Source organism: Paractinoplanes pyxinae (assembly GCF_026626335.1).
Taxonomy (GTDB): Bacteria; Actinomycetota; Actinomycetes; order Mycobacteriales; family Micromonosporaceae; genus Actinoplanes; species Actinoplanes pyxinae.
Genome location: NZ_JAPNTZ010000015.1, coordinates 202,589 through 224,527 on the forward strand (window position 1 = coordinate 202,589; position 21,939 = coordinate 224,527).

At 71.0% G+C, this 21,939-nt stretch carries 22 protein-coding genes; 7 read left to right on the top strand and 15 right to left on the bottom strand.

Annotated elements, in window-relative coordinates; genetic code table 11:
• Nucleotides 1-11 precede the first annotated feature (11 nt).
• Nucleotides 12-1,592, bottom strand: a complete 1,581-nt coding sequence (locus OWR29_RS36400; protein WP_267568031.1) for a methyl-accepting chemotaxis protein — start codon at nt 1,590-1,592, stop codon at nt 12-14.
• Nucleotides 1,593-1,716: 124 nt separating this feature from the next.
• The gene (locus OWR29_RS36405; RefSeq protein WP_267568032.1) at nt 1,717-2,850 is read right to left on the bottom strand and encodes an aromatic ring-hydroxylating oxygenase subunit alpha; all 1,134 of its coding nucleotides are present in this window, start codon (nt 2,848-2,850) and stop codon (nt 1,717-1,719) included.
• Nucleotides 2,851-2,894: 44 nt separating this feature from the next.
• Between OWR29_RS36405 and OWR29_RS36410 the strand changes: the two genes are divergently transcribed.
• Nucleotides 2,895-4,070, top strand: a complete 1,176-nt coding sequence (locus OWR29_RS36410; protein ID WP_267568033.1) for a cytochrome P450 — start codon at nt 2,895-2,897, stop codon at nt 4,068-4,070.
• Here the strand turns inward: OWR29_RS36410 and OWR29_RS36415 are convergent.
• From OWR29_RS36415 to OWR29_RS36430, 4 genes are all read right to left on the bottom strand, one after another.
• Nucleotides 4,027-5,217, bottom strand: coding sequence for a cytochrome P450 (locus tag OWR29_RS36415; protein ID WP_267568086.1), 1,191 nt, complete (start codon nt 5,215-5,217; stop codon nt 4,027-4,029). The two genes, OWR29_RS36410 and OWR29_RS36415, sit on opposite strands and share 44 nt — an antisense overlap.
• A 307-nt stretch (nt 5,218-5,524) precedes the next feature.
• Complete coding sequence (locus OWR29_RS36420; RefSeq protein WP_267568034.1) at nt 5,525-6,331, bottom strand: trypsin-like serine protease; 807 nt, start codon at nt 6,329-6,331, stop codon at nt 5,525-5,527.
• 527 nt (nt 6,332-6,858) lie between these two features.
• Nucleotides 6,859-7,524 carry a DUF6308 family protein gene (locus OWR29_RS36425; RefSeq protein WP_267568035.1) on the bottom strand — a complete coding sequence of 222 codons (666 nt, stop codon included), beginning with the start codon at nt 7,522-7,524 and terminating at the stop codon, nt 6,859-6,861.
• Between the two features lie 170 nt (nt 7,525-7,694).
• Entirely contained in the window at nt 7,695-8,468 is a 774-nt protein-coding gene (locus tag OWR29_RS36430) for a phosphotransferase (protein ID WP_267568036.1), read from the bottom strand.
• Nucleotides 8,469-8,892: 424 nt separating this feature from the next.
• On the opposite strand from OWR29_RS36430, the gene OWR29_RS36435 reads away from it, so the two are divergent.
• The gene (locus tag OWR29_RS36435; protein ID WP_267568037.1) at nt 8,893-9,699 is read left to right on the top strand and encodes a hypothetical protein; all 807 of its coding nucleotides are present in this window, start codon (nt 8,893-8,895) and stop codon (nt 9,697-9,699) included.
• Between the two features lie 11 nt (nt 9,700-9,710).
• Here the strand turns inward: OWR29_RS36435 and OWR29_RS36440 are convergent, their stop codons facing one another.
• The 5 genes from OWR29_RS36440 to OWR29_RS36460 all read right to left on the bottom strand — a co-directional run bounded on the left by OWR29_RS36440 (nt 9,711) and on the right by OWR29_RS36460 (nt 14,935).
• Nucleotides 9,711-10,325 carry a maleylpyruvate isomerase N-terminal domain-containing protein gene (locus OWR29_RS36440; protein ID WP_267568038.1) on the bottom strand — a complete coding sequence of 205 codons (615 nt, stop codon included), beginning with the start codon at nt 10,323-10,325 and terminating at the stop codon, nt 9,711-9,713.
• A 581-nt stretch (nt 10,326-10,906) separates the two neighbouring features.
• A complete protein-coding gene (locus tag OWR29_RS36445; RefSeq protein ID WP_267568039.1) occupies nt 10,907-12,058 on the bottom strand; it encodes an alpha/beta hydrolase-fold protein in 1,152 nt (383 codons plus the stop codon).
• Nucleotides 12,059-12,138: 80 nt separating this feature from the next.
• Nucleotides 12,139-13,530 carry an NAD(P)(+) transhydrogenase (Re/Si-specific) subunit beta gene (locus OWR29_RS36450; protein ID WP_267568040.1) on the bottom strand — a complete coding sequence of 464 codons (1,392 nt, stop codon included), beginning with the start codon at nt 13,528-13,530 and terminating at the stop codon, nt 12,139-12,141.
• A complete protein-coding gene (locus tag OWR29_RS36455; protein WP_267568041.1) occupies nt 13,527-13,811 on the bottom strand; it encodes an NAD(P) transhydrogenase subunit alpha part 2 in 285 nt (94 codons plus the stop codon). Before OWR29_RS36455 ends, OWR29_RS36450 begins: the two co-directional genes overlap by 4 nt.
• Nucleotides 13,808-14,935: an NAD(P) transhydrogenase subunit alpha gene (locus tag OWR29_RS36460; protein ID WP_267568042.1), complete on the bottom strand. Its 1,128-nt coding sequence runs from the start codon at nt 14,933-14,935 to the stop codon at nt 13,808-13,810. The genes OWR29_RS36455 and OWR29_RS36460 overlap by 4 nt, the downstream gene beginning before the upstream one ends.
• Nucleotides 14,936-15,000: 65 nt before the next feature.
• Between OWR29_RS36460 and OWR29_RS36465 the strand changes: the two genes are divergently transcribed.
• Complete coding sequence (locus OWR29_RS36465; protein WP_267568043.1) at nt 15,001-15,744, top strand: acetoacetate decarboxylase family protein; 744 nt, start codon at nt 15,001-15,003, stop codon at nt 15,742-15,744.
• Here the strand turns inward: OWR29_RS36465 and OWR29_RS36470 are convergent.
• Complete coding sequence (locus OWR29_RS36470) at nt 15,718-16,575, bottom strand: aldo/keto reductase (protein WP_267568044.1); 858 nt, start codon at nt 16,573-16,575, stop codon at nt 15,718-15,720. The genes OWR29_RS36465 and OWR29_RS36470 overlap by 27 nt on opposite strands.
• Nucleotides 16,576-16,670: 95 nt before the next feature.
• Here OWR29_RS36470 and OWR29_RS36475 point away from each other — a divergent pair, with 95 nt between their 5' ends.
• Entirely contained in the window at nt 16,671-17,234 is a 564-nt protein-coding gene (locus OWR29_RS36475; protein ID WP_267568045.1) for a TetR/AcrR family transcriptional regulator, read from the top strand.
• 7 nt (nt 17,235-17,241) lie between these two features.
• On the opposite strand, the gene OWR29_RS36480 is transcribed toward OWR29_RS36475, so the two are convergent.
• Complete coding sequence (locus OWR29_RS36480) at nt 17,242-17,853, bottom strand: hypothetical protein (RefSeq protein ID WP_267568046.1); 612 nt, start codon at nt 17,851-17,853, stop codon at nt 17,242-17,244.
• A gap of 244 nt (nt 17,854-18,097) precedes the next feature.
• Here OWR29_RS36480 and OWR29_RS36485 point away from each other — a divergent pair, with 244 nt between their 5' ends.
• Together OWR29_RS36485 and OWR29_RS36490 are read left to right on the top strand one after the other, a co-directional pair.
• On the top strand, nt 18,098-18,481 hold the full coding sequence (locus OWR29_RS36485) for a VOC family protein (protein WP_267568047.1): 384 nt from the start codon (nt 18,098-18,100) through the stop codon (nt 18,479-18,481).
• Nucleotides 18,482-18,538: 57 nt separating this feature from the next.
• Nucleotides 18,539-19,042, top strand: a complete 504-nt coding sequence (locus OWR29_RS36490) for a permease-like cell division protein FtsX (protein ID WP_267568048.1) — start codon at nt 18,539-18,541, stop codon at nt 19,040-19,042.
• 83 nt (nt 19,043-19,125) lie between these two features.
• On the opposite strand, the gene OWR29_RS36495 is transcribed toward OWR29_RS36490, so the two are convergent.
• Nucleotides 19,126-19,299 carry a hypothetical protein gene (locus OWR29_RS36495; RefSeq protein WP_267568049.1) on the bottom strand — a complete coding sequence of 58 codons (174 nt, stop codon included), beginning with the start codon at nt 19,297-19,299 and terminating at the stop codon, nt 19,126-19,128.
• A 154-nt stretch (nt 19,300-19,453) separates the two neighbouring features.
• Between OWR29_RS36495 and OWR29_RS36500 the strand changes: the two genes are divergently transcribed.
• Nucleotides 19,454-20,302 (top strand): hypothetical protein, encoded by an 849-nt coding sequence (locus OWR29_RS36500; RefSeq protein ID WP_267568051.1) that lies wholly within the window; start codon nt 19,454-19,456, stop codon nt 20,300-20,302.
• Here the strand turns inward: OWR29_RS36500 and OWR29_RS36505 are convergent.
• The gene (locus tag OWR29_RS36505; protein WP_267568052.1) at nt 20,297-21,889 is read right to left on the bottom strand and encodes an FAD-dependent monooxygenase; all 1,593 of its coding nucleotides are present in this window, start codon (nt 21,887-21,889) and stop codon (nt 20,297-20,299) included. The genes OWR29_RS36500 and OWR29_RS36505 overlap by 6 nt on opposite strands.
• Nucleotides 21,890-21,939 lie beyond the last annotated feature (50 nt).

Genomic DNA, 21,939 nt, shown 5'->3' on the forward strand with positions numbered 1-21,939 from the left:
ACGTCCCGGTCCTAGTAGCGGAAGCGGGACACCAGCGACTGGAGCTGGCTCGCGGTCGTCGCCAGGTCGTCGGCCGCGTGCCGGGTCTCGCCGACCGAGGCCGTGGTGCGCTGGGTCGCCTCGGAGACGCCGCCGATGGTGGCGGCGATGTTGCCGGCGCCCGACGCGGCCTCGGACAGGGTGCGGTTCATCTCCTGCGTGGTGGCGGTCTGCTCCTCCACGGCCGAGGCGATGGTCATCTGGATGCCGTTGATCCGCTCGATGATCGCGGAGATCTCCCCGATCGCGGCCACGGCGCCGCCGGTGTCGCTCTGGATGGCCTGCACCCGGCGGGCGATGTCCTCGGTGGCCTTGGCCGTCTCCTGGGCCAGGTCCTTCACCTCGCCCGCGACCACCGCGAAGCCCTTGCCGGACTCGCCGGCCCGGGCCGCCTCGATGGTGGCGTTCAGGGCCAGCAGGTTGGTCTGCTCGGCGATCGCGGTGATGGTCTTGACGACCGAGGCGATCTCGCTCGACGACTCGCCCAGCCGGGCCACGATGGCGTTGGTGGCCGAGGCGACCTCGACCGCCTGCACGGCCACCTCGGACGCCTCGGTGGTCGAGACGCTGATGTCGCGGATGGCCGAGCCCATCTCCTGCGAGCCGGCCGAGACCACCTGCAGGTTGTTCGAGACGGCGTCGGCCGCGGCGGCCACGGAGCCGGCCTGCACCGACGCGTCGGAGGCGGCCGAGTCGACGGCGCCCGAGACCGAGGTCAGCTGACCGGCCGCGGCGTGCAGGGTGGAGGCGTTGCCGGCCAGGGTGACGACGTCCTCGCGCAGGCGGCCGATGGCCTGGTCGAGCGCGCCGGCCATGAGGCCGACCTCGTCGCGGACGGTCACGCCCGACGTTCGGGTCAGGTCGCCCTCGGCCAGCCCCTCGGCCACCCGGGCCACCTCGCGCACGGTGTTACGCACCCGGCCCGCGACCCGGAACCCAAGCAGCAGGCTGCCCAGCACGCCGAGCGCCAGCAGCACGGCGATCGTCCAGACGGCGGCCGACGTGTCCGACTCGGCGGTGTGGATGGCGGCCTCGGAGCGGTCCTGGGCCAGCTTGCCCAGCGCGGCCTGGTCGGCGCCGAGCGCGGCGTACAGCGTGTTGTACTGCTCCAGCACCTTCTGCAGCTGGGCGGCCGAGGCCCCGCTCGAGTCGGTCTGCAGGAAGTCGAGGAACGCCTCCCAGTCGGCGGACGCCTTGTCGACCACCGCGGTGGCCGGCGCGTCCCCCTCGAAGGCCTTGCGCAGGCGGTTCAGGCAGTCCTGGATGGCGGCCTTGTTGGTCTCCATGTTCTGCTCGATCACGGTCCGCAGCGCCGGGTAGAGCCGGGCCGCCGACGTGTTGCCGCCGAACGCCTCGATGTTCTTGGCGAACTCCCCGGTGGCCGTCGAGACGGCGATGGTCTCGCGCTGCGCGGCCGCCGCGTCGCTGTTCTGCCCGCGCAGCGTGACCAGCGCGACGACGCCGACCAGCACCCCGCTGAGCGTCCCGGCCAGCACTGCCGCCCCGATCTTCGTCCGCAGCGAGCGGTTGTCGAACGCCCCGACCAGTCCCATACCCCGTGCCTCTCCGGTTCTGCTCCGGCTTTGAACCGGCTTTGAACCGGTTCTGCTCCGCAAGAACTCAGATCGGCACGTACGGGGCATCTGCTGAGGATTTACCGGTATCCGGGAGAGGTGCTCAGATTCCGGCCAGGCGGCGGTACGCGTCGAGGACCAGGCCGTGGAAGTGGTGGACGCCGTGTTCGGAGAGGCCGGCGCCGTCGGGGTCGTACACGATGCGGCCCTGGTCGAAGGCGGGCGTGGCCATGCCGCGTTGCACGCTTTCGACGATGCGGATGTCCTGTTGCTGCAGCACCTCGTCGATGTACTTGACCGACTGCAGTTCGGCCTCGTCGAGCTCGGCCGTCTCGAAGTAGAAGTCCCACGTCTCGAGGGTGCGGTCGACGCCGGCCGGGATGATCTGCAGCACCATGAAGTTGCCGCGGCCCGGGTAGCGCAGCAGGCAGGTGTTCGGCCACAGCCACCAGACGGCGTGCTCGTTGACCGTCGCGCCCGAGACGTCGTACGCGTCGTTCTCGCCCTCGCTGCCCTGAGCGAAGTGGCTCGACCAGATGCCGTGCGTTTTGACCTCGTAGGTGGCCATGTCGATGAGGTCGACGAACTCGGGGTGGGCGATGTGGCAGTGGTAGCACTCGAGGAAGTTGTCGACGACGTTCTTCCAGTTCGACCTGATGTCGTAGGTCAGCCGCTTGGCGTGGGTGAGCCGGTCGACGTCGGGCGCCCACGTGCGGATCTCGGCCAGCAGGTCGCCCGCCTGCTCGGCCAGCGGCTGGGCGGCCGGATCGAGGTTGACGTAAACGAAACCGCCGAACTCCTCGACGCGTACGCCGTCCAGGCAGATCTGCGACTTGTCGAACGTCTCCATCCGGTCGGCCCGGCGGGCGCCGCTCAGTTTGCCGGTCAGGTCGTAGACCCAGGCGTGGTACGGGCACACGATGTTGGCCACCCGCCCGGCGCCGGACAGCAGCTCGTGCGCCCGGTGCCGGCACACGTTGTAGAAGGCGCGCAGCTGCCCCTGCCGGTCGCGGACGACCACGATCGGCATCCCCGCGATCTCGGCGGCGACATAGCTGCCGGGGGCGGCGAGCTGTTCGTGGTGGCCGACCCATTGCCACGTACGGCGGAAAATGCCCGCGAGGTCGGCGGTGAGCCATTCCGGTTCGGTGTACGCGCGGGAGCGCAAGGAGAAGGAGCGGGCCGGATCGGGGTCATAGCCGGCCGCAACAGCTCGGACGTCCTCGGCGGAAGCCATCAGTCACGCTAGCCCGGCCTCCGCCGATCGTTCAAGATGTCCCGGTGGCGGTCGATTTCACGGATCACGCGTTCATCCAGGACCCGTACCCGGGGCTGGCCCGGCTGCGGGAGCAGGGGGCGGTGACGTGGCACGAGCCGACCGGGCAGTTCCTGGCGGCCAGCCACGCGGCGGCGTCGGCGGTGCTGCGCGACCGGCGGCTGGGGCGGTTCTGGGTCGACCGGGAGCCGGCCGAGGTCTACGAGCCGTTCAACCTGCTGCATCGCAACCAGATGATGGAGAACGAGCCGCCGGTCCACACCCGGCTGAGGTCGATCGTGGCTGGGGCGTTCGGGCGCGGGCACGTCGCCCGGCTGCGGCCCGCCGTCGCGGAAACGGCCAGTCAACTCGTACGGGGAACTGGGAAGGAATTTGACCTGCTGGCCGAAGTGGCGGAGCCCCTGGCCGTCACGGTGATCGCGGAATTGCTGGGCGTCCCGTCGCCGGACCGGGCGAAGTTGCGGCCGTGGTCGGCGGCCATCGTGCGGATGTACGAGGTGTCGCGGACCGCCGAGGTCGAGGCGGCCGCGCTCGAAGCGTGCCGGGAATTCGCGGACTACCTGCGGTGGCTGGCTTCGCAGCGTGCCGCCTCGCCCCGCGACGACCTGATCAGCCACCTGGTTCCGGTGCTGTCGGGCGACGAACTGGTCGCCACGGCGATCCTGCTGCTCAACGCGGGGCACGAGGCGTCGGTCAACGCGCTCGGCGGCGGCATGGTGGCGCTGCTGCGGCATCCGGCCGAGCTGGCCCGGGTGCGCGCCGATCCGTCGCTCGTCGCGCCGGCGGGCGAAGAGATGATCCGGTACGACTCACCGCTGCACATGTTCGTCCGGACCGCCGCCGCTGACGTGACCATTGCCGGCGTACGGATCCCGGCCGGCGCGAAGATCGCGGCGCTCCTCGGGGCGGCGAACCGGGACCCGGCCGTGTTCGCGTCCCCGGACAGCTTCGACGTCGGCCGGGACCCGAACCCGCACCTCGGATTCGGTGCGGGGCTGCACTTCTGCCTCGGGGCGCCGCTCGCCCGGATCGAACTGCAGGCCGGGTTGCGGGCCCTTCTCGAGTACGAGGTGGAGCTCGCGGCCGAGCCGGTGAACCGGCCCACGTTCGTGCTGCGCGGCTACCGCGAGGTGCGGCTCAGCCGGTCGTCACCGGGAGCGTCGCGAAGCCGCGCAGGGTGAGGCGGTCGCGGTACTCGGCGTCGCCGGTCAGGGCCAGCCGGGGCAGCATGGTCAGCAGCAGCGGGAAGGCGACCTGGGCCTCCAGCCGGGCCAGCGGGGCGCCCAGGCAGTAGTGGGCGCCGCCGCCGAACGACACCGGCTGGACGTTCGGGCGGTCCGGGTCGAAGCGGTGCGGGTCGTCGTAGCGGGCCGGGTCCCGGTTGGCCGCGCCCAGCATCATGGTGAGGCCGGCGCCGGCGGGCACGATCACGCCGTCCAGGTCGAGCGTCTCGGTGGCGAACCGCGACGTCAGCTGCACCGGTGAGTCGTACCGCAAAATTTCTTCGACGTAGGCCGGCGCGAGCTCGGCGTCGGCGCGCAGCCGCTCGGCCTCGGCCGGGCGCCGCAGCAGCAGATGCAGGCCGATGCCGAGCAGGTTGGCCGTGGTCTCGAAGCCGGCCACCAGCAGCAGAACCAGGTTGGCCAGCAGCTCCTCGCCGGTGAGCGTGCCGCTCTCGCCCTGGGCGACCAGCGCGCTGGTCAGGTCGTCCTTCGGCTCCCGCCGGCGCTCGGCGATGAGGCCGATGAAGTAGTTCTCGAGGTCGCGACCGGCCGCATCGGCCTGATCCATCTCGTCGACCGTGCTGATCGGCTCGAGCACCACGGTCAGGTCGGCGGCGCGCTGCCGGAACCAGGCGCGGTCACTCTCCGGCACGCCGAGCAGCGCGGTGATGACGGCGATCGGCAGCGGGTAGGCGAACGCGGTCATGAAGTCGGCGTGGGCGGGCATGGCTTTGATCAGCTCTTCGGCCTGGCCGGCGATGACCTCGCGCATGGCGGCAATGCGGCGCGGGGTGAAGGTGGCCGCGGCGGCCCGGCGGACGCGGGTGTGGTCGGGCGGGTTGGACTGCAGCATCGACAGCACGACGGAGGCGACGCCCCGGTTCTGCCGCCAGTCGGGCCAGAACTGGTCGTAGTCGCGGGCGTCGGCCAGGCGCAGGCCGGGGTCGCGCAGCAGCCGGTTCACGAGGGCGTGGGAGGTGACGTACCAGCGCTCGTCCGGAGCCAGGAACGCGGGCGCGTGGGCGCGGAGGACGTCGTAGGCCGGATACGGGTCGTGGCGACCCTCCGGAGTGAACAGGGATCCGAGCGCGGTCGCGAAGTCCATGCCGACCATCATCCCCAGCGCGTGCCACTCGTGGGGGCCCGGAAGCCGGCCGTTGGTGGGCGGGCCGCCGCCCCGCTGCCCGCCCACCCCGGCACGTGACCGCCGCCGCGCGCCTGGACCGGCGTTCCCCCGGCGGCGATCACCCCGGCCGGCCGGTCGCGACCCCGGTTCCCGTGGTGCCGGCGACCGGCTCATCATGAAGCTCGATGTGCCGCATCCACGCTATGAAGAGGGGCGGCCGCGGCGGAATCGTCCGACCCACCCCGCGCACCCCCTCGCGTTGGGGGTGCCTTTCCAGCCGATCCGCCTACCCGGCCGCTGGCACGTGGGCCGAGATGAAGGCCCAGGCCGCACTGTCCCGGTCGACCCGGTTGTAGATGCCCACCCACGACTGCGGGCGCTTGGCCAGGTCGGGACCCTGGCAGCTCACCCGGTCGGCCGCGCCCGAGGTGACGGACTGCAGTTCCAGTGCGCCATTACGCCGTACGAACATCGGGCCCCCGCTGTCCCCCGGCGACGAGCCACCGTGGACGGACGTCACGAAGGCCAGCCCCCGGTCGGGGAACAGGCACGGCCCGTTGTTGACCGCGGCCAGGCTGGTGACCCGCACCCGGCCGGTGTGCTGGGCGGGCGTGCCGCCGAAGCCGTACACGTCGGCGCTCGTGTCCGTCGACGCCGGCCGGGCCGCGATGCGCGCCGGGCTCACCGTCGTGACCGGCTCGGCCAGTTCGAGCAGCGCGACGTCGTTGGCCAGGCTCTGCTCGTCGTAGCCGCCCATGCGCCAGACGGCGGCCACCGCCCAGCGTTCGTCACCGGACGGCCGGACCACCACGTCCCGAGCCCGGTAGGGCCGGCCCGGGCGGCGGTCCAGGTTCGTACAGTGCTGAGCCGTGATCACCCAGCGCGGGGCGATCAAGGTGCCTGTGCAGGCGAGCCCGTCGTCGAGAAACCCGCGATCCGCCTCGACCCGCACCACAGCCGCCTCGCCACCGTCACCCACGGCCTGCGCGGCCTGCGACTTCACCAGCGCCGAGGCCTGCCCGGTCATGGCCCAGGCGACGAAGGCAGCCAGGCTCACCGAGGCGATACGCCCCCATTTGAGCCGTCTCACCACCCAGTCACCTCCGTAGCGGTCCGCCGCGACCCCCTCACGCTACGAACAAGGCGCCACCCCGGGCTATCCCCCGACCCCACCGGGCCCGCTATCCGATCCGCCTACCTCAAAAGTGGAACCCAGTCCCGCACAGCCCGAAAGTCCGTCGCCTCCGCTGCAGCAACGTGGCCGGGTGCGCCTCGGCCACCCACCACCGACCGTCGTGGGTGATCTCCTCGTCGAGCCGGCCGACCGGGCGGCCGCCGGCCCGGCGCAGCGGTCTTCCACTGCGGATCCCGGACGGGTGAGTGGTCCTCGTCCGGCCAGGCGACCAGCGGGAGTTTCGCCAGGCCGAGCCGCGGGGCGATCACCTCGTTGGCCTCGCTCATCCAGGTGGTGGCCCGGACCAGGCGGCATCCCAGGCCGAGCAGCCGTTCACCGTCCGCCGGATCGAGCCGCCGCTGCGTCGTCGCTGCCGCCTCGCGTGCCACGGTCCCGGAACGGACGCAGCGTTCCGTCCACATCGAGGAACAGCCGTGGCTCTGGCATCAGACGAACGTCACCGTGTCGTATCCCGGACAGTTGCGTTCTTTGTGCTCGGGACGGTGGCGCATCCACAGCACCACGTCGAGCACCCGGATCAGGCTGATCTCGGCGGGCAGGGCCGCGCGGTCCCTCAGCTCGCCCAGTTCCTTCCGCAAGACGCCGCCGTCGACGCTCAATGCGTTCTGGAGCTGCTTCCAAACAGCCTCGGGGCGGCCGAACTGGCACCAGAGAACCTGATCCCACACCGGGAGCAGCCGGGGCCGCTTGCGAGCAAGGATCTTGCCGGCGATGACTGCACCGACGCCTTTCTGCTCTTTCAGACGACGCCAGGCCAGATTCGCGGGCGAGTCGTCCTCGACTTCCTCGGCGGCCCGGCCCTCGCCCAGATCAACACCGATCGGCACCTGCCTGAGGAGGTCGGAGAGCTCCCGGCCGAGCGGTCCCTCGAGGATGTTGATCGAGACCTCCGGCGGCACCTGCACTCCCAGCATCTCCACGGCCACCAGATCGGTGGCGGTGATGACGTCGCGGATGTCGCCGCGGTCACCGCCGCCGCCGAGTCGCTCGAAGCGCCGCCCGGTGTAGGTGGTTCCCGTCTCAGCGAAATAGGCCTTGAGGAGGTCGGCGGTGTCGGGGTCGCGAACAATGGTGATCAAGTTGGTGGGCATCCGCGCATGCTAGGGCCGGACAGCCACCACCGTCCTCCACCGATCGTCTCGGTCATCCAGAGACCGACCACCGACGACAGAACGTTACGGCCCCGCCGCTGGAGATCAACGCCTGAGCCAGCTTGCCCGGCACTCGAGGTCGACAGGTTGGGCGGGGCCATCGGGCCCTCTCAGCCGCGCAGCAGGTGATCCTCGAAGATCGACCGGCGGGCCAGCACGTAGTCGGCGTCGGAGAGGTAGAGGCGGTGGTGCCCGTCGGCCAGGTGGGAGGCGAAGGCCTGGTTGCCGGCCGCGGCCTCGGCGCGCATGAGGTCGACCAGCGCGTGCAGGCGGGCCGCCACGGCGTCGATGAGCTCGGCTCGGCCGGTTGCCTCCAGCCCGTACGTGTCGCAGAACAGGCGTAGACGGGCCGCCTGGTCCGACGTGGCGCCGAAGCCGTCGGCGTTGGCCGGCGCGGTCAGCGGAACCCAGCGGTAGACCGCGTAGGCCACATCCCACAGGCGAGGGCCGGGGTGCGCGAAGTCGAAGTCGATCAGGCCGGTCACCCGGTTGCCAGTCAGGACGCAGTTGTGCGGAGCGAAGTCGCCATGACAAATGACCTCGACCGGTTCGCGGGCCGGCACCTGCCACCCGTCGAGCGGTGCCCGAGCCGCGAAGGACGCGGTCGCGTCGTGATAGGCGCGGAGCAACCCGGCCGCCGAGGTCAACGCTTCCAGCGACGCCGCCGCCGGCGTGGCGGGATAGTTCGACACGTCCCCGGCCAGGAACGACAAGTACTCGAACCCGTCGGCCGCCTCCGCCACAACACGAGGAACGCCGTCGAACCCGGCCTCCTCCAGATGCCGCAGAAGAGCATGCACGTTCCGCGACCACACCCCGGCCGGCCGCCGCACGACATCCCCGACGCGAACCACTTCGTTGATGCCGCCCGAAAGGATCTCCATCCACCCCACTCTATGAGTAGCCATCTCCCGGGACACATCGCGCCGGCAATGTCCGCAGCCGACCCGCCGCGGCGCGATCTGTCCCTCTGCGCCCTGCACCTCCGCGCCGTGCGCCTCTGCGCCTCGCCCCTCCGCGCCGTGCGCCTCTGCGTCTCGCCCCTCTGCGTCTCGCCCCTCCGCGTCTCGCCCCTCCGCGTCTCGCCCCTCCGCGTCTCGCCCCTCTGCGCCGTGCGCCTCGCCCTCTGCGCCTTGCCCCTCCGCGCCTCGCCCCTCCGCGCCGTGCGCCTCTGCGCCTCGCCCCTGTGCGCCTTGTCCTTCTGCGCGCCGCCGACGGCAACGCCCAGGCATCGTCCGCGTTACCGCGCAGCCAGCGGATGGCAGATCGCCGACAGTCCGGGCGACGGCCGCCGGACAGACTGGCGGGATGGGGCTGCCGCCGCTCGCGCTGGGGTTAGTGCTGTCGTCCGCGCTGTTGCACGCCTTGTGGAACGTTCTGCTCGCCGGTGCGCCCAAAGGGTTCGACGTGACCATCGCCAGCAACGCGCTCGGCTTCGTCGCGTGGACGCCGCTGGCCCTGTCGCGGTGGCAGGTGGACGACGCCGCCTGGGGCTACCTGGCGGTCTCGGCGTGCTTCTCGGTCACCTATTTCCTGCTGCTCAACGTCGCCTACGCCCGCGCCCCCGTGCACGCGGCCTACCCGATCGCCCGCGGCCTCGCCCCCGTGCTGGTGCTGCTCGTGACCCTGCCCGCCGTCGGCTTCCAGCCCTGGTCCGGGCTCGGCATCCTGATCATCAGCGGCGGCATCTTCCTGACCGCCTCGGGCGCAAACCGCCGCTCGATCCTGGCCGCAGCGCCGGTCGCGGTCTCACTAACCTGCTACACGTACGTGGCCTCGCTGGGCCTGCAGCACGCCGACCCGGCCACGTACTTCTGGCTGACGATGGCGCCCCTGGTGACCATCACGTCCTTGGCCCGCCCCCGCGCGATCAGGACCGAGTTCCGTCCCACGACCTTGATCATCGGCTTAGGTTCGTTCGCCGCCCACGGTCTCACCCTGGCCGCCCTGTCCCTGGTCACCACGGCCGACGTGCCGGCCGTCGCCGCCCTGCGCGAGACCGGCATCCTCTTCGTCATCGCGATGACCGCATTCTCCGCCCAGAAACCAACGAAAGCCGCCGCACTAGGCGCCACCCTGATCTTCACCGGCGTGACGGTCCTAGCCATCACCTGAACGTCGGGCAGTCAGGTCAGGACAGGGAAGACGGGATCCGTTGTGCGTCCCGTGGCGGCCTCGATGAAGGCGACGGGATCCGCGACCTCGGTCAGCACGGCCGTGGTCAAGGCCAGGCCGTCCGCCGGCACCGAGGGTGGGAGTTCCAGAGCGCGCTGCAGGTCGAGCATGTGGACGGTGGCCTCGAGGATGCCGATGCTCAAGGCCTCGTCGAGGTGCAGGTTCGCCATGCCCAAGTAGTTGACGACCACGTTTCCGAGGTCGTGGGCCGCGCTCAGCGCCCGCGGGCCCACCTCGGTGTACGACGCGATCATCTCCGCCGTCGTGTACTTGCCGGCGTCGGCCACCGCCTTGTCGGCGGTCGTCTGCCGTGAAAGGTTCGCGGCGCCGTCGGGCAAGTTGAAGTCCCGGAGCAGCGCCGCCGCGGACGCGTGCGTCGGCGGCGTGTCACGTTCCTGGGTGACGATGTAGCTCAGCCAGCGCGGCCAGGCCGAAGCATGAGCGAACAACGCCCGCACATCCCACGGCGCGAGCCTGGTCGAAGCCGCCCACTGCTCGGCGGTGAGCGCCTCACCTTGAGCCGCCCACGCCTGCCACAGCGACCCCAGCGTCTCAACCCGGCTCATGACGACCGACCTCCCCGAAATCGCCCCAACGCGAGCCCCGCACAAGGCCTCACGCCGACGACCCACCATACGATGAGATCAACCGACGCGATTCCCTCGGGAGACCGAGCCGACGCACGCCCACGCCAACCACCAAAACGGCGACACCGACACAATTCCGCCGCTAGGCCGGACCAACGACACCCCGACGCCAACTGCCGAGCGGCGACACCGACCGGCGCGATTGCGCCGGGAAGGCCGCGATTGCGCCGGGAAGACCCAGCCAACGCCCGCCCGCGCTAACCAACAAGCGGCGACACCGACCGGCGCGATCCCGCCCGGGAAGACCCAGCCAACGCCCGCCCGCGCTAACCACGAGCGGCGACGCCGACCGTTGCGATCCCGCCGGAAGTCCGTGCCGCCCACCGCATAGCCGGACCGGATCGCTCCGGGCTACTCGGTTCGGCAACGCGCCCGGGCAACCACGCTGGGCCAACCACTCCGAGCGGCCCGGGTCCGTCCCGCGCCCGGGCGACCACGACACGGCGGCGCTGGCCAAGTCGGCCGCGTCTGATAGCCGGGTGGTGGCGTGCCGGCCCGGGTCAGGATGCGTGGACGCCGGCCACGGCGATCAGGCCGTCGGCGAAGGTGCGGCGCCAGTTCACGTAGTCGTGGCCGCCCGAGTATTCGGCGTAGGCGACCGAGTAGCCCTTGTCGCGCAGGGCGTCGCGCATCGCTCGGTTGACGTCGATCTGGGTCGGGCCGTCGCCGTCGAGCGGCTTGGTTTCGAGGATGCCGACGTCCAAGTAGAAGCGGACGTCGGCCAAAGGCTGGCGCGCCACCTGCCGGGCCAGGCCGCCCGGGTTCTCGCTCGGCCACCAGAAGCTGCCGGACTGGCTGATCACCGCGCCGAAGCTGTCCGGGGAGCTCAGGGCAATGCCGGCCGCGGCCAGGCCGCCGCGGGAACAGCCGGCTATCACGTTGGCGCGGCCGTCGGCGCCCGCGCCCAGTTCGGTGCGGGCCCACGGCAGCAGTGTGTGGGTGATGAAGCGGGCGTGCTCGGAGCCGGGCGTCAGGTCGGCGTCGCGGGTGGCGCCGTAGTTGCTGACGAACAGCGCCACCACCGGCGCTATCTCGCCCGCCGCGATCAAGTTGTCGAGGATGGTCGGGATGCGCTGGGCGGTCCGCGAGATCCAGCCGTCGAAGACGACCAGCACCGGCAGCCCCTCGGTGGGGACGCCGGCCGGACGGTAAACAGCCACCGGCGGGGACAGCGGCGCGTCGACGATCGTGCCCGACGGCACGCCGGGGCGCGGCTCGACCCAGGGCTCGGCGGGGGCGTCGGGCAGCGTGAGCAGCGAGACCCAGGCATCGGGGTCGTCCGGGTCGCCGGGCTCGCCCGGGAAGAAGTAGCGGTCGGGGTTGGCGGCGTCGATGTGGCTCTTGCCCTGCCCGTCGTCGCGGGTGGGGAGGGCCTTCTCGTCGTCGTGCGCGATGCAGTAGACCGTGCGCAGGTCGGCGGGCAGCACTCGCGTCGCGTACCAGAGGTCGGTGCCGGCAATGCGCTCGAGCGGGACGTCGAGCCCCCACCACACCTTGGTGCTGCGCGCCTCGCCCCGCCACAGAAAAGTGACCAGGCGCGAGCCGTCACGCCACGGCTCGACCAGCGGGGTGCCCGACGCCGTGACCCTCGACCAGAAGTCGTCGAGCGCATCGAGATCTTCGAGCAACGCGGCGATCTGCGGACTCTGCACGGCGGCACTCCCGATAGGCGGAGGGTGAGCAATCCGCCACCGAGAGTTTCAATCGGATCTTTCGATGTCAAGGAAACGATCTATCTCGCGTACGCGGACAGGCCCGCCAGCAGCGCGCCGAGCCCGGCCTTGGCGTCGGCGAACAACATCGCCGTACGCGGGTCGGCGTACAGCTCGTTGTCGATGCCCGCGTACCCGTGCCCGAGCGACCGCTTGATCACGATGACGCTCTTGGCCCGGTCGACGTCGAGGATCGGCATGCCCGACACCGGGTTGCCCGGTCGCCGCGCTGCCGGGTTGGTCACGTCGTTCGCCCCGATGACCAGCGCCACGTCCGTGCGCGGGAAACCGGGGTTGCTCTCTTCGAGGTCGGCCAGCTGCTCGTAGGGCGCGTTGGCCTCGGCGAGCAGCACGTTCATGTGCCCCGGCATGCGGCCGGCCACCGGATGGATCGCGTAGGACACCTCGACGCCCCGCTCGGTCAGCGCCTGCGCCAGCGCCACGGCCTCGTGCTGAGCCTGCGCGGCGGCGAGGCCGTAGCCGGGAACGATGACAACCCTTCCCGCGTACGCCAGTTGGATCGCGGCGTCGTCGGCGGTGATCTCGCGGACGGACGACGAGCCCGCCCCGGCCGCTACCGCGATCGCGTCGCCCGTGCCGTAGCCACCCGCGATGATCGCACCGATCGGCCGGTTCATGGCGTCGGCCATCAGCTTGGTCAGGATCGCCCCGGCCGCGCCGACCAGCGCCCCCGCGATGATCAGCGGCGTGCTCTCGAGCACGAAACCGGCCATCGCCACCGCCGTGCCGGTGCACGCGTTGAGCAGCGAGATCACGACCGGCATGTCGGCCCCGCCGATCGGCAGCGTGAGCAGCACCCCGGCCGCCAGCGCGGCCGCGGCCGCACCCCACAGCGCGGGCGCTCCGCCGTCGAAGCCGACGACCAGCACCGCCGTCACCACCGCCACGACGGCCAGCCCGATCGAGATCAGCCGCCCGTACGGCACGATGATCGGCCGACCCGGCACCCGCCCGGCCAGCTTGCCCGAGGCGATCAGCGACCCACTGAACGTGAGCGCGCCGATCAGCACGTCGAGCACGCCGGTCACCTCGGCCTGGGTCGTGGCCGGGTGCTCGCCGAGCGCGATCAGCGCCGCCGCACCGCCGCCGACCGCGTTGAACAGCGACACCAGTTGGGGCATGGCCGTCATCCGGACCACCCGCGCGGCGACCAGGCCGGCCACCGCCCCGGCGGCCGAGCCCAGCCCGAGCGCCCAGGCCGCGTACGCGTTGATCCGCCCGCCGTCGATCAGCACGGCCACCGTCGTCAGGATCGCCACGCCCATGCCGGCCGCCGAGACCTGGTTGCCCCGCCGGGCCGTGGCGGGAGCATTCATCAGGTGCAGCCCGACAACGAACGCCGTGGCGCAGGCTAGATAGATCAGGTGGACAATCGTGTCGAAGGCGCTCACGACCGGCTCCGGAACATGGCCAGCATGCGGTCGGTGACCACGTAGCCGCCGGCCACGTTCATGGCGGCGAAGAAGGCGGCCACGGCCAGCAGCGCATAGCCGGCCGGGGTGGAGATGGTGGCGGCCAGCAGCATGACGCCGACCAGCACGACGCCGTGGATGGCGTTGGCCCCCGACATCAGCGGCGTGTGCAGGGTGGCCGGCACCTTGCTGATCACCTCGAAGCCGACGAGCAGGCCGAGCGTGAAGACGGTCAGGTCGGCCAGCAGCAGCGGGCTCATCGGCTCTCCTTCGCTTTCGGACGGTCACGCAGCCGGGGGTGCACGACGTCGCCGCCGTGGGTCAGCAGCACCGCCGCCATCACCTCGTCGGCGCTGTCACTGATAAGACGCCCCTCGGGCATCAGGCTGCTTACGAGGGCGACGACGTTTCTCGCGTACGCCGTGGAAGCCGCCACGGGGACGGTCGAGGCCAGGTTCGGCGCCCCGATCACGGTGACGCCGTGCTCGGTCACCGCCCGCGTGTCGTCCGAGGCGCCGGCCACGTTGCCGCCCAGGTCGATCACCACCGAGCCCGGTTTCAGGGCGGCCAGGGCTTCCTCCGACACCAGAAGCGGCGAACGGCCGCCCGGCACCTTGGCCGTCGTGATGACCACGTCGAACCGGGGCACGGCAGAGGTCAGCGCCGCTAGTTGCCGAGCGGCCTCGTCCTCGGCGAGCTGCCGCGCGTACCCGTCCTCGGTGTTCTGGCCCTCCCCCAGCTCGAGCACCGCGGCCCCGGTCGACGCGATGTCGGCCCGGGCGGCCTCGCGGACGTCGTACCCGGTGACCAGCGCGCCCAGCCGCCGGGCGGTGGCGATCGCCTGCAGACCGGCGACACCGGCGCCCAGCACGAGCACTTGCGCGGGCCGCGACGTGCCGGCCGCCGTGACCAGCATGGGAAAGAACCCGCCGTACGCCTCGGCCGCCAGCAGCGCCGCCTTGTAGCCGGCCACATTGGCCTGCGAGGTGAGCGCGTCCATCGGCTGGGCCCGGCTCAGCGTGCGCGGCAGCAGGTCGAGGCTGATCGCCGTGACGCCCTGGCCGGCCAGCATCTCGGCCAGGGCCGGATCGCCGAGCGGGTCGAGCAGCCCGATCAGGATCCGCCCGGCCGGGAGCGCGGCCAGGTCGTCGGGCGGCCGCACGACCACGAGCACGTCGCTCTCGTCGTACACCTGCTGTCTCGGCCCGATCTCGGCGCCCGCCTCGGCGTACGCGTCGTCGCCGAACCAGGCCGTACGCCCCGCACCCGCCTCGACCAGCACCCGGAACTCACCGCCGCGGCGCAGGCGCCCCACGCCGTCCGGGGTCAGCGCCACGCGACGTTCGCGGCCGGCCGTCTCGCGCAGGACTCCCACTGTCGTCATCGACATATCGAAGCCCTATCACTTCGCGCTCGGCCGGGCCACCCGCCTACCGCTAGGGTCGTTCCATGGCTGAGCGGATCGGCGACCGTATGTGGTCGCTGCAGGGCGAGAAGGTCACCCTTCCGGTCGAGATCACGTCGGCCCGGTTGACCGCCGCGGTGTTCACGACGCGCACCAAGGACGCCGCTTCGGTGCTGGCCGGCACCCCGCTGCGGCCGTTCTCGCTGTTCGGCCGGGCCTTCAGCATGATCATGTGCATCCACTACGACGAGTTCGCCCTCAAGTCGTACGACGAGGTCGGGGTGGGCGTACTCGTGCGGGGACCCGCCGGCCCGCCCGGCCTGCATCTGGTCGACCTGCCGGTGACGGGCGCGTTCACCCGCGAGGCGGGCCAGGACTTCTGGGGCCTGCCCAAGTGGCTGATGGATGCCGAGCTGCGCTTCTCGAAGATGGAGACCGACGTCGTCGTCCGTGACCGGGCCACCGAGGTCATGCGGGCGTCGTTCCGGCACGGCCGTCTGCGGCTGCCGTTCGCCGTGCAGGCGGCGTTGCCGGCCCTGTCCTATCTCGACCACGGCGCCCAGGCGGGCAAGTTGCTGCGTGGCCAGGTGCCGATGCAGCTGTCGGGCGCGCGTCTGGGCCGCGGCGCTTTCCGCGTACGCCTGACCGGTGACCATCCGATGGCCGAGCGCATGCGGGCTTTGGGCATGACCCGCAAGCCTTTCCTGACCGTCCACGCCGATCGCCTCCACGGTCCGCTCGACGAGTTCACCGAGGTCGGCTCAGCCCGCCAGCGCGTCGAAGGCTGAGGTCGCCGCCTCGTCGAGCTCGATGCCGGCCACGGCGACGTTGTCGGCCAGATGCCCGAGGTCGCGGGTGCCCGGAATCAGCAGTGTGACCGGACTGTGCCCGAGCAGCCAGGCCAGCCCCGCCTGCGCCGCGGTGATGCCGAGGCGGCGGGCGTGCTCGATGACCACCGGATGATCGGTGACGCTGGGCAGGCCCTCGAAGGCCGACCCGAGCGGGAAGTACGGCACCCAGGCGATGCCCCGCGCGGCGCACTCGGCCAGCAGGTCTTCGTGGTCGCGGGTGAGCACGTTGTACAGGTTCTGCACGCAGACTATGCCGGCCGGGAGCGCCTGCCGCAGCTGATCGAGGCTGACGTGGCTGAGGCCGATACCGCCGATCTTGCCCTCGTCCCGCAGCGCGATCAGCTCGGCGAGCTGGCTGTCGAGGTCGACGATCTGATCACCGGCGGCAATGATGCCGGGCGGCTGGTCGGCCCGGCGCAGGTTCACCACAGCGAGGTGCTCGACGTCGAGCGTACGCAAATTGGCCTCGACCGACGCCCGGAGCTCGGCCGGCTTCTGGGCGGTGACCAGCCGCTCGACCGGATGCGTCACCGCGCCGACCTTGGTGGCGATGCGCAACCCCTCGCCGTACGGATGCAGAGCCTGCCGGATCAGGGTGTTCACCGTGCCCGGGCCGTAGAACTGGGCCGTGTCGAGATGGTCGACGCCGAGCTCGACCGCCCGCCGCAGGATCTTGACGGCGTCCCCCGGGTCGGCGTGTTCCAGCTGCATGGCGCCGAAGCCGACGCGCAGCACGTCGTGGTCGCCGAGCTTTCCGAACCTGGTCATGGCACCACCTATGATGGACGCAAGCGGAGCCGATTCCGCTTGGCACGATCCGACGTTAGCAGAAGCGGAATCGATTCCGCTTCCCCCTCAGGACGGTGATCCCGGTTCCCGGTCGACGCAGCGACGCCCAGCGCAACCGCCGCCGCATCCTCGAGGCGGCCGCCCAGGCCTTCACCACGGGCACCGAGCCGGTGAAGATGGAGATCATCGCCGTGCGGGCCGGCGTCGGGGTGGGCACGCTTTACCGCAACTTCCCGTCGCGCGAGGCCCTGGTCGAAGAGGTATACCGCAGCGAGCTGACCCGCCTGTCGGACCTGGCTCCGGAACTGCTGGCCGAGCTTTCCCCGCCCGAGGCGCTGCGCGAGTGGATGCGCCGCTACCAAGATTTCGTGGCGACCAAGCACGGCATGGCCGAGGCCCTTCGGGCCGCCATAGCCAGCGGCGCGATCACTTCCGGTCACACCCGCGAACAGCTGAACGAGGCGATCGCCGCTTTCCTGGCGGCCGGCCGCGCCGACGGCACCCTGCGCGCCGACGTCGAGCCGGCCGACGTCTCGGCGACCATGGCCGGCATCATGCTTGCCGCCACCGACGTCGACCAGGCCACCCGCATGCTCCAGCTCCTCGTCGACGCCCTGCTCCCCCGCGTCCACGCCTGACGCGGGCTCAGCGCAGGTTGCCCACCATGTCGCGGAGGACCGCCGCCAGCGCGTCAGCATGCTGGTCGATATCGGCTTCGGACTGCACCGGGACACCGAGATCGACGATTGCGAAGAGCCGGGCGCTCTTGCTGAAGGTCATCGCCTCCACCACCGCGGAGCCGTCGGCCGTGACCGTCGCCGGCCCATCGAGGCCGGTCAGGTCGGCGACCGTCAGGCCCTTCGCCTCTTTGTCGGCCCGGTTGGACGCGAAGACCTCAGCCGACTGACGGGCCTGGGCCGGATCACGGTCGATCTGCAGTCGAGTGCTGACCACGAGAGCATCGTCGAGCCGATAGCTGCACATCACCCCGAGTAGCGCCGCGTCGTCCATCCTCCGGGCCGGCCGGTCCACCGGTTCGGTCGCTGCGAACTCCGCGGCCGTCAACGGCGGGCAGTCCACCGCCAGGTCTTTCCACGCGGCCGGCTCGGTGACGGCAGCCGCGGGGCTGGCAGCCGTCGCGGTCGGCTCGATGACGGCCGGGGCGGCGGTAGCCTTCGCCCGGTCCTCACCGGCGCAGCCGCCGGCCACGGTGAGAGCGAGCGCCGCGACAGCGATCGGACCGGAACGCACTCTCATCGACATCCTCCGCTCGCTACGAGATGCCGACGAGGATCGCACAATCGGCGCTTTCGGGTGGGACGGCGATCTACCGTCGACCGGGTGACCGTTTTCAGTCGCCGGTGGTGGATTCCGGGTGTCGTAGCCGTGCTAGTTGCGGGAGCGGCGCTCATGGTGCTGATCAACAGGTCCGGGATCGCCCGGGAGGATCAGCTGCGCGAGCGCGTACTGGCAAGGTCTTGACGCGTACGGTGAAACGGTGATGGCCATTTCGCTCATGCTCGGGGTGCCGGACGCGGCGGCGGCCTCGGAATGGTATCGGCGCGCGCTGGGCGCGGTCGAGTTGTGGAACCTCGGTTCGGTGATCGGGCTGGAGATCGAGGGGGCACCCTTCTTTCTGGCCGAGCCGGCCAACAACGGGTGGGCGGCGCCGGTAGCGCTGGGCAGCACGACGGTCCGGGTCGAGGTGTTCGTCGACGACCCGGACGGCTTCGTCGCGCGGGCCGCGGCGGCGGGCGCGGACAACCATGATCCGGTGCGAGACCACGCCATGCCTTGGGGTCCGCATCGGCAGGGCGGATTCTTCGATCCGTTCGGGCACCTGTGGCTCGTCGGGGACGCGTCGCCGCTGCAGCGTCACTCGTAGGCGGTGTGACGGCGCGACCGGTCAGGCGATCCGGCCGGCTGGGGGCATGATCCGGTTGTGGATCTGCTGGAGCACTTGGACCGGGCGGTGGGCGACGATGCCGCTGTGGCGCGGAAGACAACCGCGCGCGGCCGACAGATCGCGGGAGCTGCCGGTGGCGTGCTCGCGGTGCTGGGCTTGGTGGCAGGGCTGAAGCTGCCGTCACAAACAGGTCCGCCGGCCGCGATGCGGCCGATCACGGCGCCGTCGTGCTCACTCGATCCGGCGGCAGGCGACGGCATCGAGGTGGTCATTTCCCTGTACGCCGATACGACCGAACGGCAGCGGTCGGCGCTCACGTCGGCGCTCGCCGCCGATACACGTGTGGACTCCGTGATGGTCGAGAGCGGCACTTACGCGTACGAGGAAGGTCGCGAGCCGCGGGCGGAGAGCGCGGAGCTCGGGGCACTGCCGGACTCCTACCGGCTCCGGCTGATCGACGCGTCCGGGTTTCGCGCCTTCCGCTCGGAGTACGCCGCGATGGACGGCGTGCAGGAAGTCATCGGCCGCGGCTGTCCGTAGGGCACGGGAGGCGTGCACCCCCTCTGGAGAGGGAGGCGCATCCCCGCTTGGCGGGATCCGTCGCAGCGGTCCGGCGATGACGCTCAAGCAATGACCACTTCGAGCGGAACTCGCGCAACCTCGAGCAACATTCGCGCGTCGTCGAACGAAACTCGCGCGTCATCGACCAGCACTCGTTCAACAACGGGCGGAACTCGCGCAACCTCGAGCAACGTTCGCGCGTCGTCGAACGAAACTCGCGCGTCATCGACCAGCACACATTCATCGGTGGACGGAAAACGGACAACATCGAGCAGGACCCGCGCAACCTCGAGCAGGACTCCGCCGCCGGGGAGCGGCGCTGCGGCGGGAACCGGCCGCGTTCTTACGTACGCGTTGATTGCCTGGGCTCTGTGTTACGGCGGTCTGCGAGTGTTCTGGGCGGCTGGTGGAGCGCCGTCGTTCGAGCCGTTCGGCTGGGACCTCGTGGGCTTCACCGGCTGGTGGTCGGTTCCGTTGTGCGCTGCGGCGGGCGTGCTGGGCGTCGCGTTGCAGCGGATGCGGACCTGGCAGCCGGTGCTGGCCGTGGCCGCCTGGGGCGTGGCCGCGTCGCTCGTCGCCGCAGCGGCGATCCTGTTGCCGGAGCTGGTGGGGTTCCTGCTGTTCAGCTATGGGCCGTACTTCGAACCGCTCGCCTTCGCGAGCCGGCTGGCCTGTGCGAGCGGGGCGGTCCTGCTCGGACTGGCCACGGCCGCCTACCAGCGTCGAACCCGGGGCGACTGCCCGTCGTGCTGCCGGACCGGAGTGGCCGGGCGGCACCGTGACGCGCCGGCTCGGTGGGCGCGTTGGGCCGCGTACACGGCCGTGGCCGGACTGGTCGCGCGCTTCACCGCCCAGGTCGTCGTGGGGTTCGACGGGCTCGTTCAGGACCCGTCGATCGTCGGGCTGGAGGTCGGCATGGTGCTGGCCGGCGGGTTGTTGCCGCTGGCGCTGGTGCACGGCTGGGGGCGCGTTTGGCCGAAGTGGGTGCCTCTGCTCGCCGGCCGCACGATCCCCCGCCACCTGCTGCTGATTCCCGGCTTCGGGCTGGGCGCAGGGCTCGTCGCCTACTTCGGGATGGGGCTGCTGCAGGTGGCATCGGGCTCGGAAAGCGAGTTCTCCGACGCCTTCCTGATCTCGGCGATGTCCGCGTACGTCGTCTGGGGTCTGGGTTTGCTCGCCGCGTCCACCGACTATCACCTGCGGACGCGGCGAGTATGCGCTAACTGCGGACGGTCATGAGCGTTGCCCGAACCAGCGGGCGAGGTGGGCGTCCAGTTCTCGCTGGTCGTCGCCGATCCAGGCGATGTGGCCGTCGGGGCGCACCAGGACGGCCGATGCGTCCAGGGCTGCGGAGGGATCGCCGAGGTGGTCGACACGGTCGGCCCAGCCCTCGACGGTGAGGCGGCCGGTGCGATCGAGCAGCAGGCCGCGGCCACGGTGGAGCAGTTCGAACACACTGCCTTGCTTCACCCGCACGTCGGGCAGTCGCCGTCCGAGCAGGTCGGGGCCGTCGCCGAAGTCATAGCGAATGCCGGTGGCGGTGGTCTTCTCGATCAGACGGCGGTTGACGTCGTCGAAATCCATCAACTCGGTGACCAGCCGGCGCAAGGCTTGCGCGCCCGCTTCGGTGGACGACAACTCCATCTGCGCGCGGGTGTAGTCGAGCACGTCCTCGGCCACCGGGCGACGTTCGGCTTCGTACGTGTCGAGCAGTGTTTCCGGGGCCCGGCGTCTAACCGTCGCGGCCAGCTTCCAGCCCAGGTTGACCGCGTCCTGCAGGCCCAGGTTGAGCCCCTGGCCGCCGGTGGGCGGATGGATATGGGCGGCATCGCCGGCGAGCATCACCCGCCCGACCCGGTAGCGCTCAGCCACCCGCGTGGCGTCGCCGAAGCACGACATCCAGCGCGGCGAGTGCACGCCGAAGTCCGTTCCTGCACGAACGCGCAACTGCCGACGGAAGTCGTCGATGGTCGGCGCTTCCGTTCGCTCAGTGGCAGGAACGATGACGCGATAGACACCGGGACCGACCGGCCGGATGCTCAGGCGCTGGTCAGCCAGCTCGCCGGTGGGCGGCTCGCTCACTTCCATCTCACCCATGAGCGTCCAGTTGCGCGACGGCTCGCCGGAGAAGCCGATATTGAGCGTTTTCCGCACGATGCTGCGCGCTCCGTCACAACCGATCAGAAAACGCGCACGCAATCGCTCACCACCGACCAGTTCGACAGTCACCCCGCCGACGTCATGCTCGATGTCGAGCGATTCACCGGTCGCGCTGTCGTCGCGCTCGAAGCCAGCCGATTCGACAGTCGCACCTTCGCTGTAACCCTCGGACCCGAGCGATGCAACTGTCGCGCCGTCGCCGCAGCCCTCCGAGCCGGACGATGCAACCGACGCGCCGTCGCCGGAGCCTCCGGAGTTGCGCGGTTCAAGAGTCGCGCTGTTGTGTTGGTTAAAGGTGGCCACTGCGCTGCCGTGGCGGATTTCGGCGCCTAGTTTGGTCGCGTGTTGTTCCAGCAGTTGGACTAGGACTGGCTGCGGGATGCCGAGCAGGAACGCGTACGGGGAGTCCAGGTCCGCGAGTGCGGGTTTGGGGATGCCGGCGAAGTAGGCGCCGGCGGGACGCTTTCGGCCGTGGGTGAGCAGGCGGTCGAGCAGGCCGCGCATGGCCATCAGCTCGAGAGTGCGGGTGTGCAGGCCGACTATGCGCGCGTGGGAGACGGGCTCGGTTTCCTTCTCGAGCACCAGAACTCGTACGTCGTGCAGGCGCAACTCGGCCGCCAGCATCAAGCCGGTCGGGCCGCCGCCGGCGATGATCACGTCAAACAAAGGTGTTGCCTCTCGGGAGTGCCTCGGCGCTCCCGGCGACACCTACGTCA